19 protein-coding genes are annotated in these 14,602 nt (G+C 38.0%); 14 read left to right on the plus strand and 5 right to left on the minus strand.

Annotation, left to right across the window (positions count from 1 at the left end; translation table 11 throughout):
* Positions 1-31 precede the first annotated feature (31 nt).
* The 3 genes from ACZ9EE_RS23900 to ACZ9EE_RS23910 all read left to right on the plus strand — a co-directional run bounded on the left by ACZ9EE_RS23900 (position 32) and on the right by ACZ9EE_RS23910 (position 1,089).
* Positions 32-286, plus strand: a complete 255-nt coding sequence (locus tag ACZ9EE_RS23900) for a YrhC family protein (RefSeq protein WP_476031134.1) — start codon at positions 32-34, stop codon at positions 284-286.
* 500 nt (positions 287-786) lie between these two features.
* Positions 787-927: a YrzI family small protein gene (locus ACZ9EE_RS23905; protein ID WP_476031135.1), complete on the plus strand. Its 141-nt coding sequence runs from the start codon at positions 787-789 to the stop codon at positions 925-927.
* A gap of 27 nt (positions 928-954) precedes the next feature.
* Positions 955-1,089 carry a YrzI family small protein gene (locus ACZ9EE_RS23910; RefSeq protein ID WP_476031136.1) on the plus strand — a complete coding sequence of 45 codons (135 nt, stop codon included), beginning with the start codon at positions 955-957 and terminating at the stop codon, positions 1,087-1,089.
* A gap of 620 nt (positions 1,090-1,709) precedes the next feature.
* Here the strand turns inward: ACZ9EE_RS23910 and ACZ9EE_RS23915 are convergent.
* Positions 1,710-3,506: a M3 family oligoendopeptidase gene (locus tag ACZ9EE_RS23915; RefSeq protein ID WP_476031137.1), complete on the minus strand. Its 1,797-nt coding sequence runs from the start codon at positions 3,504-3,506 to the stop codon at positions 1,710-1,712.
* A gap of 219 nt (positions 3,507-3,725) precedes the next feature.
* Here ACZ9EE_RS23915 and ACZ9EE_RS23920 point away from each other — a divergent pair, with 219 nt between their 5' ends.
* Both ACZ9EE_RS23920 and ACZ9EE_RS23925 read left to right on the plus strand, forming a co-directional pair.
* Entirely contained in the window at positions 3,726-4,406 is a 681-nt protein-coding gene (locus ACZ9EE_RS23920) for a response regulator transcription factor (protein ID WP_476031138.1), read from the plus strand.
* 59 nt (positions 4,407-4,465) lie between these two features.
* Complete coding sequence (locus ACZ9EE_RS23925) at positions 4,466-5,422, plus strand: F510_1955 family glycosylhydrolase (protein WP_476031139.1); 957 nt, start codon at positions 4,466-4,468, stop codon at positions 5,420-5,422.
* Between the two features lie 77 nt (positions 5,423-5,499).
* Here ACZ9EE_RS23925 and sigK read toward each other — a convergent pair whose 3' ends face one another.
* Together sigK and pssA are read right to left on the minus strand one after the other, a co-directional pair.
* Positions 5,500-6,213, minus strand: a complete 714-nt coding sequence (gene sigK, locus ACZ9EE_RS23930; protein WP_215043791.1) for an RNA polymerase sporulation sigma factor SigK — start codon at positions 6,211-6,213, stop codon at positions 5,500-5,502.
* A gap of 164 nt (positions 6,214-6,377) precedes the next feature.
* Positions 6,378-6,917 carry a CDP-diacylglycerol--serine O-phosphatidyltransferase gene (gene pssA, locus ACZ9EE_RS23935; RefSeq protein WP_476031140.1) on the minus strand — a complete coding sequence of 180 codons (540 nt, stop codon included), beginning with the start codon at positions 6,915-6,917 and terminating at the stop codon, positions 6,378-6,380.
* Between the two features lie 132 nt (positions 6,918-7,049).
* On the opposite strand from pssA, the gene ACZ9EE_RS23940 reads away from it, so the two are divergent.
* Positions 7,050-7,832, plus strand: coding sequence for a phosphatidylserine decarboxylase (locus ACZ9EE_RS23940; protein ID WP_476031141.1), 783 nt, complete (start codon positions 7,050-7,052; stop codon positions 7,830-7,832).
* An 81-nt stretch (positions 7,833-7,913) separates the two neighbouring features.
* Here ACZ9EE_RS23940 and sda read toward each other — a convergent pair whose 3' ends face one another.
* Entirely contained in the window at positions 7,914-8,054 is a 141-nt protein-coding gene (gene sda, locus ACZ9EE_RS23945) for a sporulation histidine kinase inhibitor Sda (protein WP_251563454.1), read from the minus strand.
* A 496-nt stretch (positions 8,055-8,550) separates the two neighbouring features.
* Here sda and ACZ9EE_RS23950 point away from each other — a divergent pair, with 496 nt between their 5' ends.
* From ACZ9EE_RS23950 to ACZ9EE_RS23985, 8 genes are read left to right on the plus strand one after another with little or no spacing between them, the layout of a single operon-like run.
* The gene (locus ACZ9EE_RS23950; RefSeq protein WP_476031142.1) at positions 8,551-9,066 is read left to right on the plus strand and encodes a YqeG family HAD IIIA-type phosphatase; all 516 of its coding nucleotides are present in this window, start codon (positions 8,551-8,553) and stop codon (positions 9,064-9,066) included.
* 3 nt (positions 9,067-9,069) lie between these two features.
* The gene (yqeH, locus tag ACZ9EE_RS23955; protein WP_476031143.1) at positions 9,070-10,176 is read left to right on the plus strand and encodes a ribosome biogenesis GTPase YqeH; all 1,107 of its coding nucleotides are present in this window, start codon (positions 9,070-9,072) and stop codon (positions 10,174-10,176) included.
* Between the two features lie 30 nt (positions 10,177-10,206).
* Complete coding sequence (gene aroE / locus ACZ9EE_RS23960; RefSeq protein WP_476031144.1) at positions 10,207-11,037, plus strand: shikimate dehydrogenase; 831 nt, start codon at positions 10,207-10,209, stop codon at positions 11,035-11,037.
* A 2-nt stretch (positions 11,038-11,039) separates the two neighbouring features.
* Entirely contained in the window at positions 11,040-11,330 is a 291-nt protein-coding gene (gene yhbY, locus ACZ9EE_RS23965; RefSeq protein WP_476031145.1) for a ribosome assembly RNA-binding protein YhbY, read from the plus strand.
* A gap of 38 nt (positions 11,331-11,368) precedes the next feature.
* Positions 11,369-11,938 carry a nicotinate-nucleotide adenylyltransferase gene (locus ACZ9EE_RS23970; RefSeq protein ID WP_476031146.1) on the plus strand — a complete coding sequence of 190 codons (570 nt, stop codon included), beginning with the start codon at positions 11,369-11,371 and terminating at the stop codon, positions 11,936-11,938.
* On the plus strand, positions 11,928-12,494 hold the full coding sequence (gene yqeK / locus ACZ9EE_RS23975; protein WP_476031147.1) for a bis(5'-nucleosyl)-tetraphosphatase (symmetrical) YqeK: 567 nt from the start codon (positions 11,928-11,930) through the stop codon (positions 12,492-12,494). Before ACZ9EE_RS23970 ends, yqeK begins: the two co-directional genes overlap by 11 nt.
* A gap of 3 nt (positions 12,495-12,497) precedes the next feature.
* A complete protein-coding gene (rsfS, locus tag ACZ9EE_RS23980; RefSeq protein ID WP_476031148.1) occupies positions 12,498-12,854 on the plus strand; it encodes a ribosome silencing factor in 357 nt (118 codons plus the stop codon).
* Positions 12,851-13,597 carry a class I SAM-dependent DNA methyltransferase gene (locus ACZ9EE_RS23985; RefSeq protein WP_476031149.1) on the plus strand — a complete coding sequence of 249 codons (747 nt, stop codon included), beginning with the start codon at positions 12,851-12,853 and terminating at the stop codon, positions 13,595-13,597. Before rsfS ends, ACZ9EE_RS23985 begins: the two co-directional genes overlap by 4 nt.
* A gap of 75 nt (positions 13,598-13,672) precedes the next feature.
* On the opposite strand, the gene comER is transcribed toward ACZ9EE_RS23985, so the two are convergent.
* Positions 13,673-14,497, minus strand: coding sequence for a late competence protein ComER (gene comER, locus ACZ9EE_RS23990; RefSeq protein ID WP_476031150.1), 825 nt, complete (start codon positions 14,495-14,497; stop codon positions 13,673-13,675).
* Positions 14,498-14,602 lie beyond the last annotated feature (105 nt).

The following is a 14,602-nucleotide window of genomic DNA, read 5'->3' on the forward strand; positions in this document are numbered from 1 at the left end:
AGTAGATTTTAAGAAAGACAGGTGATAGGTAGTGAAGCAGCAAACAAAGGTGTTGCATGAGAAAATGGTCGATTTTAAACGTTTCGGAACTGTCTTATTGGCTGTTGGAATCTTTTTTTATTTAGGAGTTATCATTCCCGTTGTTACGAAAACCGAATTTACGTTAAATTTGATGGTCCTTTCTTCTACATCATTTATAGCAATATCCATTTTGTTTTTTATCCAGTCGAAGCAATGTCAACTAAAGCTGTTAGAAATAGATGAGAACGAAGATTTATATAATTAAACTGCAGGCGCTTCCGATTTTTATCGGGGCGCCTGTTTGCGTTTCAAAAAAGGGCATTTTACTTATTTATAAAAAAGTTTGCTAAAAAGGTTTACAAAGTTAGTTAGCGTGGATATAATTACCATAGAAAGTTAAAATATTCCAAAGGAGGTCGAAGAACATGATGTTATATACTACTGCAAATACACCCGCGTCAACTGGCGTTGAAGTTAAAACAGCATATTTAAATATCACTCATTCGACCAGATTGGAATGGATTGCTTAGCGCATTATTTGCGTAATCTGACAATACATATCCATGCCGCATGGAGAATGACGCCTTGCGGTATTTTTGTGCCTAAATTTCACTTGGCCGCAGGGGGATATCTTCCTGCGGCCTTTTTGCGCCCTTTTTACGAGCTTTATGGATATGTTTTGCATAAGGTAAGATTGTGGCCTTAGAGCCATCGAATCTTTAGGTTTGGCTGTTATTAGAAAACTAATGAAAGGAGGTGTTGTACATGACCCTGAATATTCTATTTTTCTCGATTACGATCAAAAAAAGAAATTATAGTCTGGAAGAGGCAGCTGAGCAGGAAATGATTGAAAAACTGTATGAAAAAAACAAAGATCGGCAAATTTCTATGTATCGGTTTATGTAAATTTGCTTGAAAAAGGATGTGAAAAAAATGACACTAAACATCTTATTTTTAACGATTACCATCCATAAACGAAAAATCAGCACACAAGAAGCTGCCCATCAAGAAATGGTTGAAAAGCTTTATGAGCAGAATAAAGACCGACAAATTTCTATGTATCGATGATGCAGTTGAAAGCTAAAAAATAACGCGAAGAAAGGTGGTTTTATATATGAAGTTTTTACTAATGCAAGGTCGGAGAGCTAGCTTATGGGGTATGAAAGATACCACCTAGTCAAAGGGAAAATAGGAGGTAGAACAGGATGCCGCTCCACACTTTATTTTTATCTTTACTTTTTAAACTGTTGAAAACAACCAAAAACACGAATCAGTAACGAGATAATTAGCTGCCATTCAAAAACAGCGCTATCAGTGTTAACAAAATGTTCAATATTCCTTTAGATTGGGACTGTGAAACTATGATAAATTCAAATTAGAATCTAACAGATCTCTAAGGGGTGGAGAAGATGTTTATGGTTGTTATGGCTCTCGTTATTACCGGGGCGATTGGATGCGTAATTTCAGCAGAGATTAGTATAGAATAAAAAAGAAAAAAAGAGCATTGGCAACTTGAACTATAAGCCAATGCTCTTTTTTTGATTAATTAGACACGTCCAGCTCCAGCGCCAAGCGGCTAGTGCCCTTCGCCCTTTCTCTACGATAAGTCAACATCGAATCTCTATCGCTCTTCGTGTTTCCTTTATCTCAGTCAAAGTGCTCCAGGTCATACGCCGCAAAACGTGCGTTTACGCCTTTGTTAGTTCCAAAAACTCATCGATATCTGCCAGACATGTGCCTACTGCTTTTCCCCAAAAATCCTTTTGGGTTAAATCCACTTGTAAATGTTTTCGTGCTAAATCTTCTACCTTCATGGAGGCAGTGTCTTTTAACAAAGCAATGTATTTGTCTTCATATCCTTTCCCTTCCTCAAGTGCCTGAGCGTAAATACCCAATGAGAAAAGGTAGCCAAATGTATAAGGAAAGTTATAAAACGGTACATCCGTAATAAAAAAGTGAAGCTTCGAAGCCCAAAATAATGGATGATATTCTTCTAATGAATCGCCAAAAGCTTCCTTTTGTGCGGCCAGCATCAACTCACTGATTCTATCTGCAGCCACGATTCCAAGCTTTCTCTCTTTATAAAAATTAACCTCAAACAAGAAGCGTGCATGTATATTCATAAGCAGGGCAACAGTCCGCTGGATTTTATCATCTAATAGGACAAGCTTCTCTTCTTCATCCTTGGCGTTTTTTACAGCTGCATCCGCAACAATCATTTCGGCAAAGGTTGAGGCGGTTTCTGCCACATTCATGGCATAGTTGCAATTAAGAAAGGGAACATCCCTCATCGCAAAGGAATGGAACGCATGTCCGAGTTCATGTGCTAGTGTAGAAACATTTGATGGCGTACCGGAATAGGTCATAAAAATCCGTGATTGTTCTTTCACAGGAAAATCAGTACAAAAACCTCCAGGTGCTTTCCCTGGACGATCTTCCGCTTCAATCCAGCGTTCGAGAAAAGCATTTTTTGTAAAAGCTGCAAGCTTTTCTCCAAACAGGGCAAAGTTCTCTTCAATGAATTTCGCACCTTCTTGATAAGGCACCTTCGTTTCTGTTTTTCCATATGGAGCATCTAAATCAAACCAGGATAACTTCTTAAGTCCTAATAATTTAGCCTTTCGCTCTAAATAATCAACGAGCTTTTGTTTATGTTCCGAAATCACTGCCCACATGGTTTCCAATGTGACTTTTTCCATCCGGTTAATGCTGAGCGGCTCTTTTAAAACATCTTCCCAGCCTCGCTTTTCATAAACACTTAACCGAAATCCGGCAAGATGATTAAGCGTTTTGGCAAGAATGTCGGCTTGATTTCCCCAGGCTTGCTCCCAATTCTTAAAAACCGCAGCCCGAACTTCGCGGTCGGGGTTTGAGAATTTATTAAAGGCTTGGCCAACAGAAAGTTGTTGTTCCACACCGTTTTCACTAAATGGGACTTTAATTTTACTAACAATTAAATCGTATAGTTGGCCCCAGCTATGGTAGCCGTCCACCGCTAGCGTACTGATTATTGCTTCCTCTTCTTTTGAAAGCTTCTCTTTAGCCTTTTCTCGGCTCTCAGTTAATACGAAGCTAAATTCTTTTAACGGCTCCTTGGCAACCAGCTGCGCCCAGACGGAATCATCAATCGTCGTTAAGTGATGGTCGAGCGAACCTAATGCTGTTTGAAATACAGCCCCCAAACTCGTTATTTTAGCATCAAGAGAATACGCCTTTTTATCTTTGGTGTTTTGTGCTAATAAGCAGCCAATAAACGCTCCTGCTTGAGTTAACTTCTTTGCAGCCTCTTCTAAATTACTTAAGAGCTCCTGCAGGTATTCGGTATCCTCCACTGAATTAACAGGAATCCAATTATTTACCTTTTCTTGCAACCCTTTAATACTTTCCTCTGTTTGATCTAAGAACCTTTCTAATTCTTCGGAATCACTTCCTCCGGGGAAAAAAACATCAAGATTCCATACTTCTGAATATGTATTGACTGTCATGGTTGTACCTCCTCAAATATGTACTTCTACATTATAATCTATTTATCAAAAAATTCTCTTACTTTGCACTTATATAAAAATAGCTGATTCAAGGTATGAGGCCTGCTATTACCGGTATGGCCAACAAGTATGTCCTAATAAATACAAACAAAATTAGAAATTCACTTTCATTTTTATAGTATAATTTTATCAACATTTACAAGGTTGGAGTGAAGCCAAGTGACCAAGATATTGCTCGTCGATGATGAATCTAGAATGCTAGACTTACTATCCCTCTATTTAACACCAAAGGGATATCAATGTATAAAAAGAACCTCGGCAGCCGAGGCCATTCAGTACTTGCTCGAAGATAAAGCAGATCTCCTTTTATTAGATGTCATGATGCCAGAAATGAACGGATGGGAAGCCTGTGCAGCAATTAGAAAAGAATCGGATATCCCTATTATCATGTTAACAGCTCGCAGCGAGAAATTAGATATTATTAAAGGGTTAAACATGGGGGCAGATGATTATATTTCTAAGCCATTTGATGAAGATGAATTGATTGCTCGAATTGAAGCGGTTTTAAGAAGGAAACAGGGGCCTGGTGGTTTGGTTTTTTTCAATGAACTAAGCTTAAACGAGGATTCCTTCCAAGTATCCTATAAACAGCATCCTATTTCTGTCACGCCAAAGGAATTTTCCTTGCTGGCTCTTTTATTAAAAAACAAAAATAAAGTATTTACGCGTGTGCATCTCTTAACGACGATTTGGGGTTATGCTGCTCTAACTGAGGATAGGACGGTCGATTCCCATGTTCGTAATTTGCGTGATAAATTAAGGAAAGCGGGTTTTCCTGTGGACGATTATTTGACAACCGTATGGGGAGTGGGGTATAAGTGGATGGATAAGGGGAATTAGCGGTTCCTAACCAAATAAATATCTAATAGTTTAATATGCATTCTTAGTAGGAGGATTAAATGAAGCTTAATATTAAAACTTTTCTTGCTGTTCTTATAGGAGTTCTGCTGGTTACATCAGGCTGCTCAAATCAGAGTCAGGAGAAAAAAGAAACGAGTTCGAAAAGTAAAGTGCCTTTTCACATTGTGGATGCAGGGGCCATAAAGCTAAAAAATATCCGGGGGATTGGCTATCCTGGAAACGACAATGCCTTGTATATTGCCGGAAATGATGGTTTAAAACTTTATAAAGATAAAAAGTGGTACAAAACAACAGCAAATCAACATGACTACATTGGGTTTCAGGCAGTCGAAACCGGATTTATCGCCAGCGGGCATCCGCAAAAAGGTTCGGGCTTGAAGGATCCGCTTGGTCTAATAAAAAGCGTAAATAAGGGAAAAACCATTCAGAAGCTGGCTTTTTATGACAAAGCCAACTTTCATTTTACCGCGGCCAGTTACGCAGGAAATGGTCTGTATGTAATTGGTGAAGAGCAAAATGGTCCTATTAATCTGGGTGTAAACTATTCAACCGATAACGGGAAAACATGGAAGAAAAGTGCTTTTAAAAATTTTTCTGCCGATTCTATGGGCATGATGGCGGTTCATCCGACTAATGGAACTACGATGGCAATGTCAACAAGATCTGGGATCTTTTTTTCAACCGATAACGGGAACACCATGAAACCAATCACAGGGCAGGTCATGGTAACAGCATTAACCTTCAGTGGGGATTCAATTCTTTTTTCCAGTGTGGAAGATGAGAAAATTTTATTAAAAACGATTTCCCCAGCAACTGGTGTACAGTCTAATCTGACCATTCCGTTTCTTGATTATGATAATCCGATTACTTATTTGGCAGTCAATCCGAAAAATACTAATCAGATCGCTTTTACAACCTACAAAAATGATTTATATGAATCAACTGATGGCGGTAAAATGTGGAACAATTTGTTGAAGGACGGTAAAAATAGATAGATCCAAATCAAAAGGGCAGGAGGAGAAATCCTGCTCTTTTGGTATGATCTTATTTTATTGTCGCTCTCAAAATTGGGTTATCTCTTCTTCCGTTCTTTCTCCGCACGGTAAAATTCATGGAACATTTTCATTAGCGCACGTTTTTCAATTCTCGATACATAGCTCCTTGATATTCCTAATTCTTTAGCAATCTCACGCTGCGTTTTTTCTTTTTGTAAATCCAGGCCGAAGCGGCCGATAATTACTTCCTTTTCCCTGTCATCCAGTACTTCGATATACTTTTTGATTTTTTCTAACTCCATGTTAAGTTGAATGGTATCCACAACATCTTCAGATTCGGATTTCAGCACGTCAATTAATGATATTTCATTGCCTTCTTTATCCTGACCAATCGGGTCATGCAGAGAAACATCCTTTTTTGTTTTTTTGAGCGCTCTTAGATGCATTAAAATCTCATTTTCGATACATCTTGCGGCATAAGTTGCAAGTTTTGTTCCTTTCCCTTCTGAATAGCTCTCGATTGCCTTTATTAAACCTATCGTTCCAATGGAAATCAAATCTTCTGAATCCTCGCCGGTATTTTCGAATTTTTTCACAATATGGGCGACAAGGCGTAAATTGTGTTCAATTAACATATTACGTGCGTGCGCATCCCCTTCTGCCATTAATCGTAAGTACTTTCTTTCTTCCGCCGCAGAGAGGGGCTGGGGAAAGGCATTATTTTTCACATAAGATACAAGAAATAAAAATTCCTTCATTAAATATCCGAGAGCTGTTAAGATTCCAGTCATCTACATCCACCCCCGTGCTTTTTTGGACTTTAGCCCGTTTATTAATTCCTATGAAAAAAACAAAAAATTGTGTCTGTCCTCATAATTTTATTTACAATAAATAAAAAATGACCCCTCTAGCATACGGCTAAAAAGGTCATATTTGTTTGATGTTAATAAGGCGATTATACTTTTTTTAGTTTAAAGGAACTTACCATTAGAAATGATAAAATAATCATAATAAACAAGAATGTTTGTGAAGGGAGGTAGGGGATTGCCAGAAAACTTAAGGTGGCCAGGCAACCTGCTGCTGTAATTGGTAATCCAGTAAAATAACCGTTACTTTCTGTAATATTAAAGCGTGCTAATCGAAAGGCACCACACGCGATGTAAAATACGGTGAAAAATGAACCAGGTCCGCCAAATTCAGATAAAATACCTTGATATAGTAATAGTGCGGGTGCGACTCCAAATGATATAATATCACTCATGGAATCCAATTGTTTGCCTAACTCTGATTCGATATTAAACTTTCTGGCGATCATGCCGTCAAACCGATCAGCTAGGGCGGCAATAAAAATGAGCAATAAGCTTAAACGCAAATTTCCATGTAAACCAAGCACGATCGCAAATCCGCCGAGTGAAAGGTTTGTTATGGTAATAACATTTGCTGTTTGGGATTTTAATTTTTTTATCGTGAGATCCAATACATCCAATAAAAACATTCTCCACACCACTCCTTTTTTAAAAAAACAGAAGGGAATATATTTTTAATCTAGATTATTCTATAATATATAATTCTACGGCTTTTATGTCATTCCGTAAAGAGTATTTTTACACTATTTGGGGGTATTATCATGCTGCAAGGTTTGTATCGGTTATTAATAGAATTGACCAATGGAAGGTGGTCATCAGGGATTTTAAAAAGGTTTGCCCGTTCGCCGGTTAGTCGTTTTGTTGTCCCATCTTTCGCAAGGATTTATCAATTAAATCTAGAGGAAATGGAAAAAGGACTATCTGATTATCCAACTTTGCATGATTTATTTGTAAGAACGTTAAAAAAAGAGGCCAGGGCAATTGACCAGGAGGCTAATTCAGTCGTCAGCCCGGTCGATGCCGTTTTGGAAGATGTAGGGGACATAAAAGCAACAAGTGACATCGTTGTCAAAGGGAAAACCTATTCCATTGCTGAGATGCTTAATGCTCCTGATACCTTAGCCAAGTATCTGAATGGTACATATATGATTTTATATTTGAGTCCAAGCCATTACCATCGGATCCATAGTCCTGTCAATGGGACTGTCACCAAACAATGGCAACTGGGCTCGAAATCATACCCAGTTAATAAATGGGGATTAAAATACGGGCGCCAAGCCTTATCTAAGAACTATCGAGTGATAACCGAAGTGAAAACAAGCAGTGGTCATGTAGCCATCGTGAAGGTCGGAGCAATGTTTGTAAATTCAATTGAAACCACTCATAAGGGCAGTGAGCTGGAAAAAGGCGGGGAAATGGCATACTTTAGTTTTGGTTCGACAGTTGTCCTCTTATTTGAAAAAGGCATTTTTCAAATGGACGAAACCCTTCATACCCCACAAGAGTTAAAGGTTGGGGAAAGACTCGGAATGCTAAAAAGGTAATCAATCAAAACGGCGCTTTATTAGCGCCGTTGTTATTTACTCTTTAAAAAAAGAAAAGCCCACAAAGGGGCAGGTTTCAATTTAAGAAGACTTTTTAATTTTATTGTATAAAGAACGTCGGTGAATCTCAGACTCAATGAGACCGATAAATTCCGGGCTTAAGTTTAATTCTCTAGCTTTAAAATATGATTCGATTAATAATTCATCTGACAGTTTCCGCATATCAGAATCACCTCCGATTAAAAATAAATGGTTCTATTTTATAAGAGCAAAACATAAATTGGTAAGTTCAAATGGTGTAACCTAAATCTACCAAATTAATTCCTTAAGAACAATCGTTCTCTTTATCCACAGATTCAGTGGATAACTTGTGATTAATTTGTTTATAAAGTAATAAAATGTAAATTATTCAATGGGTATACTGTTAATAAGGTTATCCACAGAAGACGGAAATGTGGGATTTTGTCGAAAAATATTTATTTTTAAAAGCGTGCAATTAGTAAATCTTTAAAATTAATCAAAAAGTAATTGTATTTGAATCTCATGTATTGTCGATATATGAAGGATAATAAGATATATAGTAGTTTTGCTGATTAAATTTGAGCCGTTTCACTTTTTCTTTTGAAACAAGGGGGGAAATTGGTTATGATGATACAAGAAAAGAAAATGGTGGTTCTACAACCAGCATTTTATTTAGAGCTAATGAGGTGTACGCTTAGTGTTAAAACAATTTTTACCGAATGAACATGTGAAAAGCATTCTCGATATTTCACCTGTTGAGTTAAAAGCAAGAGGGATTAAAGGAATTATTACGGATTTAGATAATACCTTAGTGGAATGGGACCGTCCAAGTGCCACCCCTCAATTAATTCAATGGTTCGATGAAATAAAAAAACATAATATCCTGGTAACCATTGTTTCCAATAACAATGAAGAAAGGGTCAAGTTTTTTTCAGACCCGCTAAAAATACCGTTTATTTATAGAGCACGGAAACCTATGGGGCCTGCGTTTCACCGGGCTATTCAACTAATGGGAATTAAAAAGGAAGAGGCAGTTGTCATTGGAGACCAATTATTAACTGATGTACTGGGTGGAAACCGCAGCGGTTTTCATACGATCTTGGTTGTTCCTGTCGCCTCATCTGATGGTTTTTGGACAAAATTCAATCGATTTGCGGAACGAAGGATTTTAAATTGGTTCCGTAAAAAAGGGATGCTTCAATGGGAGGATTAATCAGTGAGTGAACAACAATATATCTGTATGGGCTGTGGAATAACAGTCCAAACTGAAGACCCAAACGAAATGGGTTATGCCCCTTCATCTGCTTTAGAGAAGGAAACGATTATATGTCAAAGATGTTTTCGGTTAAAACACTATAACGAGGTCCAGGATGTTAATTTAACCGATAATGACTTTTTAAAGATATTAAATGAGATTGGCAAGTCTGATGCCCTGATTGTGATGATTGTAGATATCTTTGATTTTAATGGAAGCTGGCTTCCAGGCTTACACAGGTTTGTTGGTAACAATAAGGTAATACTTGTTGGAAATAAAGTCGATTTATTACCAAAGTCTGTCAAGCATGCCAAGTTAGTTCAGTGGATGAAGCATGAATCAAAAGAATTAGGGCTTAGACCGGAAGAAGTATATTTAGTTAGTGCCGCAAAAGGATTAAATATTAGGGATACGGCTGCAGCCATTGATGAATTACGAAATGGAAAAGATGTTTATGTGGTCGGATGTACCAATGTTGGGAAATCAACTTTTATCAATCGGATTATTAAAGAAGTAACTGGCGAAGAAGACGTCATTACAACCTCTCATTTTCCGGGAACAACATTAGATATTATTAAAATCCCACTAGATGATGAAAAATCGTTGATTGATTCGCCGGGCATTATCAATCACCATCAAATGGCCCATTTTATTAATAAAAAAGATTTAAAAATTATCACGCCTAAGAAAGAAATAAAGCCAAAGGTATTTCAATTAAATGAAGGACAAACATTGTTTTTCGGCGGCCTGGCTCGTTTTGACTATATCTCGGGCGGCAGAAGATCGTTTGTTTGTTACGTTTCAAATGAAATAAATATTCACCGGACAAAAATTGAAAATGCGGATAGTCTCTACGAAAAACATGCAGGGGAATTGCTGACACCACCAGGACCTGATGAATTAGAATCATTTCCAGAGCTGGTTAAACAGGAATTTACCGTCAAAGAGGCAAAAACAGATATTGTTTTTTCAGGACTCGGATGGATTACAATTAATGAACCGGGGGCAAAAGTGGCTGCCTATGTGCCAAAAGGTGTTCAAACTTTAATGCGAAGGTCATTAATCTAAAAAGATTATCTGAACAGGGTGGGGAAACAGGTGAAAAAGCTATTTGGAGTGTTGGGGAATCCAATTGGGCATACGATGTCGCCAGCAATGCACAATGATTTATTTTCGCTTTATAACATAGATGCCATCTATCTTCCTTTTCAAGTAAAGGATGAAGACTTGCGGGATGCAGTTAACGGATTAAGAGCAATAGGGGCAGTTGGCTTTAATGTCACTATTCCCCACAAGAGTAAAGTCATCCCTTTCTTGGATGAAGTGGATGAATTAGCGGCTAGCATCGGGGCTGTAAATACCGTAGTTAATAAAGATGGAAGATTAATCGGCTACAATACCGATGGGCTCGGTTTTTTGAAAGGGTTAAAGGCTATTGTTCCTGAGATCAAAGGAAAAAGAATATTACTGATTGGAGCAGGTGGAGCAGCAAGAGCTATTTACTTTACCTTAGCAAAAGAAAACCCTATGCAAATTGACATAGCTAATCGCACGGTTGAAAATGCCGCTGGTCTCATTGCTGAATGTCCGTACACTATTTCCTCAAGGGCATTTACTATTGAAGAAGCAGCCAAACTTGTTGGTGAGTACGATATGTTTATTCAAACAACGATGATCGGAATGTCTCCAAAATTAACGGAACAGCCCTTAAGTCTGCAAAATTTAAGTGAGCAGACAGTTGTTTGTGACATCATCTATAACCCGCTTGAAACAAGTTTTTTACATGAAGCGAGTGAAAGAGGGGCAACAGTACAAAACGGTATTGATATGTTTGTCTATCAGGGCGCACTGGCTTTTGAAAAATGGACAGGGATATTTCCAGATATACAACGAATGAAAGAAAATGTTTTGGAACAACTAGGAGGATAATAATGTTAACAGGTAAACAAAAAAGATTTTTACGGTCAAAGGCACATCATTTAGATCCGATCTTTCAAGTAGGTAAAGGTGGAGTAAATGAGAATATGATTAAGCAAATAGCGGATGCACTGGAAGCAAGAGAACTATTTAAAATAAGTATTTTGCAGAATTGTGAGGAAGATAAAACGGAAGTAGCCGAGCAACTGGCGACTGGCACTGGCGCAGAGATCGTTCAAATTATCGGAAACACAATTGTCTTGTATAAAGAGTCGACAGAAAAGAAAACAATCACTCTTCCATAATAAATGGACCCTTAAACAAGGAAAAGGATGGCGAATGCATGAAGAAAGTTGGAATATTGGGCGGTACGTTTGATCCGCCCCATTATGGACATCTTTTGATTGCCAATGAAGTTCTTTCAGAACTTAAGCTTGATAAAATTTGGTTTATGCCAAACCATGAACCGCCGCACAAGAAAAAACCGGAGTCGGTTAAGGATGAGGACCGCCTCAGGATGCTTGAGCTTGCTATTGCAGGAAATTCGGCATTCAGGGTTCAACCAATCGAACTGGATCGTAACGGGCCATCTTATACAGTTGATACCATGAAATTACTTAACGCTGAGTATTCTGATCATCAATTTTTCTTTATAATTGGTGCCGATATGATTGAATATTTGCCGAAATGGCATGATATTGATATACTTATTAACCTTGTCCAATTTGTTGGGGTTGAGAGACCTTCATACAGTCACCAAACGGACTACCCTGTTCTATATGTGGATGTACCAGCCATTGATGTGTCCTCTAGTATGATAAGGGATAGAGTGAAAAAAGGTAAAACGGTTCGTTATTTGTTGCCCGATCCGGTTATTGATTATATTGAGGAGAAACATTTATATGGAACGTGAAAAAGCATTAGCCTTAGTTAAAATCCAATTAACGGAACATCGTTATCAGCACACATTAGGGGTAATGGAAACTTCTATTGGCTTGGCAGAGAAATATGGGGCGGATGTGAAGAAGGCAGAAATAGCCGCTATATTTCATGATTATGCTAAGTTTCGCTCAAAGGATGAAATGAAAGAAATCATCATGTCTCAAGGACTTCCCCAGGACTTGCTTTTATTTAATTCTGAATTGTGGCATGCGCCAGTTGGTGCCTACCTGGTAGAAAAAGAAGCAGGGGTCTGCGATCCAGAAGTATTGGATGCAATCCGCTTTCATACTTCTGGAAGACCAAATATGACATTGCTGGAAAAAGTGATTTATTTAGCGGATTATATAGAGCCGGGCAGACATTTCCCAGGTGTAGAGGAAGTCAGAGAAATAGCGAACGATAATTTAGACAAGGCACTCGTAAAAGCAATTCAAAATACCATTCTCTTTTTAATGAAAAAGAACCAAACGATTTATCCGGAAACATTTTATACCTATAACGATTTAATTCAAAAACTGGAGGACTGATGAATGGATAATCAAGAACTTCTCAAGATTGCGGTAAAAGCAGCTGACGATAAACGAGCTGAAGATATATTAGCTTTAAATATGAAAGGAATCTCGTTAATTGCTGATTATTTTATTATTTGTCACGGTAATTCTGACAAGCAAGTACAGGCGATTGCGCGAGAAATGAAGGAGAAGGCTCAAGAGAACGGTTATGATGTAAAAAGAATCGAGGGTTTTGATGAAGCAACATGGGTGCTAATTGACTTAGGTGATGTTGTAGCCCATGTGTTCCACCGTGATGAACGGAGTTACTACAATTTAGAACGTCTGTGGGGCGATGCACCACATGTTGATATCCTCAGTGAGTTAAATTCATGAGTTATGAGCAATTTGCTTACTTGTACGATGAGCTTATGAAGGATGCCCCATATGATCAGTGGGTATCGTTTGTTAAAAACATGCTTGCCAAATATGATATTGAAGCAGCCCGTCTGTTGGATCTAGCCTGTGGGACAGGAGAACTCTCGGTCCGGTTTGCTAAACAAAACCTTGATGTTACAGGAATTGACTTATCAGCAGATATGCTATCAGTTGCCCAAGCAAAAGCGGAGGCAGCGGGCGTTAAGATCCCTTTTTTTCAACAGAACATGGCAAATTTAGAAGGACAAGGGCAATTTGATGTCATAGGTATCTTTTGTGATTCACTAAATTATTTACAAACAGAAGAAGAGGTAATAGCGACTTTTTCAAATGTACATCAACATTTACAGGATCATGGGATTTTTATTTTTGATGTCCATTCTATCTATAAAATGACTGAAGTGTTCGTTAACCAAACTTTCGCCTTGAATGAGGATGATATTTCTTATATTTGGAATAGTTTCCCAGGGGATGACCCCTATAGCGTTGAACATGAACTAAGTTTTTTTGTTTTAGACGGGCGGACAGGAAAATATGATCGAATCGATGAACTTCATTATCAGCGTACTTATTCTATCGAGCAATATGCTGGCTGGTTAGATATTGCCGGCTTCCAATTACTTGAGATTAATGCCGATTTTGAACAGCTAGAACCAACGGAAGATTCTGAACGAATCTTCTTTGTTGCTAAGAAAAAATAAAAAAAGCCATCTTTTTACAAAAAAAGATGGCTTTTTTTATGAATTATTAGAGGAATTTGTAATTGTTTAGCGAAATTATTGTCTAGAGAATTGAATTTCTACCTGTTCTAAGTCCTCTTTAAACTTCGCATGGGTTGCTTGGAATAAGTGTTCAAATACCGGACCGAGCTCACTATCTAAAACCTTAATCCCTTCACCTGTTATCCCGCCCTTTACACAAACCTTTTCTTGCAATGACGGCAGGGTATAATGCCCTTGTTTAATTAATTCTCCAAGTCCTACAATCATCTCACTTGCAAAAACAGTCGCTGTTTCTGTATCGATTTCGGTCTCTTTAACAGCTGCTTGGATGAAATTTTGAAGCAAATAGCTAAAGAACGCAGGTCCGCAGCTAACAATATCAGAAGCTACCCTCGTTATTCGTTCTTCAATACAAACCGGAACAGAAATCTTCGAAATGAGTTTTTCTAGTTTCGTTTTCCAATGGTCGCTGCAATTTTCCCCATACGTAACAAGTGAAACTCCCGCTAATGCTCGATTTGTAATACTAGGAATTACTCGGACAGTTGAACAGGATACCCTTTTTTCTATTTGTCTTGTACTAACAGGACTAGTTATCGAAACAAGACACTTATCAGGTGTTAAGTGTGGACTGATTTGATCAAGCATATTCTGTATGTCTAATGGCTTTACACAAATAAAGATTAAATCAGATTGTGCAGCAACTTCTTCCGGATTTGCCCCAATCAAAATGTCCTTATATTTATCTTTAAGCAGCATGGCTTTTGATTTTGTTCGATTCGTTATCATCAAGGAAGAAGGGAAAGCGGCCTTTCCGTCAATCAAAGCCTCCACTAAGATTCTCCCCATATTACCGGTACCGATAATACCTATATTCATAATCGACCCTCCTTCGAATCCCGTATTCTTTTATAACATTATGAAAATGAAATGTGAAATATACCTTTAGAAAGGATGGATATGCATGAAAGATTGGTTAATGGA

The sequence above is a fragment of the Bacillus sp. URHA0034 genome (genome assembly GCF_056280405.1).

What these genes read in the sequence shown, in the direction of transcription:
- ACZ9EE_RS23970 (WP_476031146.1), top strand. Translation starts at nt 11,369, where the DNA reads ATGAAGAAAGTTGGAATATTGGGCGGTACGTTTGATCCGCCCCATTAT.
- ACZ9EE_RS23925 (WP_476031139.1), top strand. Translation starts at nt 4,466, where the DNA reads ATGAAGCTTAATATTAAAACTTTTCTTGCTGTTCTTATAGGAGTTCTG.
- ACZ9EE_RS23910 (WP_476031136.1), top strand. Translation starts at nt 955, where the DNA reads ATGACACTAAACATCTTATTTTTAACGATTACCATCCATAAACGAAAA.
- ACZ9EE_RS23940 (WP_476031141.1), top strand. Translation starts at nt 7,050, where the DNA reads ATGCTGCAAGGTTTGTATCGGTTATTAATAGAATTGACCAATGGAAGG.
- yqeK (WP_476031147.1), top strand. Translation starts at nt 11,928, where the DNA reads ATGGAACGTGAAAAAGCATTAGCCTTAGTTAAAATCCAATTAACGGAA.
- rsfS (WP_476031148.1), top strand. Translation starts at nt 12,498, where the DNA reads ATGGATAATCAAGAACTTCTCAAGATTGCGGTAAAAGCAGCTGACGAT.
- yhbY (WP_476031145.1), top strand. Translation starts at nt 11,040, where the DNA reads ATGTTAACAGGTAAACAAAAAAGATTTTTACGGTCAAAGGCACATCAT.
- sda (WP_251563454.1), bottom strand. Translation starts at nt 8,054, where the DNA reads ATGCGGAAACTGTCAGATGAATTATTAATCGAATCATATTTTAAAGCT.
- pssA (WP_476031140.1), bottom strand. Translation starts at nt 6,917, where the DNA reads ATGTTTTTATTGGATGTATTGGATCTCACGATAAAAAAATTAAAATCC.
- ACZ9EE_RS23905 (WP_476031135.1), top strand. Translation starts at nt 787, where the DNA reads ATGACCCTGAATATTCTATTTTTCTCGATTACGATCAAAAAAAGAAAT.
- ACZ9EE_RS23915 (WP_476031137.1), bottom strand. Translation starts at nt 3,506, where the DNA reads ATGACAGTCAATACATATTCAGAAGTATGGAATCTTGATGTTTTTTTC.
- sigK (WP_215043791.1), bottom strand. Translation starts at nt 6,213, where the DNA reads ATGACTGGAATCTTAACAGCTCTCGGATATTTAATGAAGGAATTTTTA.
- ACZ9EE_RS23985 (WP_476031149.1), top strand. Translation starts at nt 12,851, where the DNA reads ATGAGTTATGAGCAATTTGCTTACTTGTACGATGAGCTTATGAAGGAT.
- comER (WP_476031150.1), bottom strand. Translation starts at nt 14,497, where the DNA reads ATGAATATAGGTATTATCGGTACCGGTAATATGGGGAGAATCTTAGTG.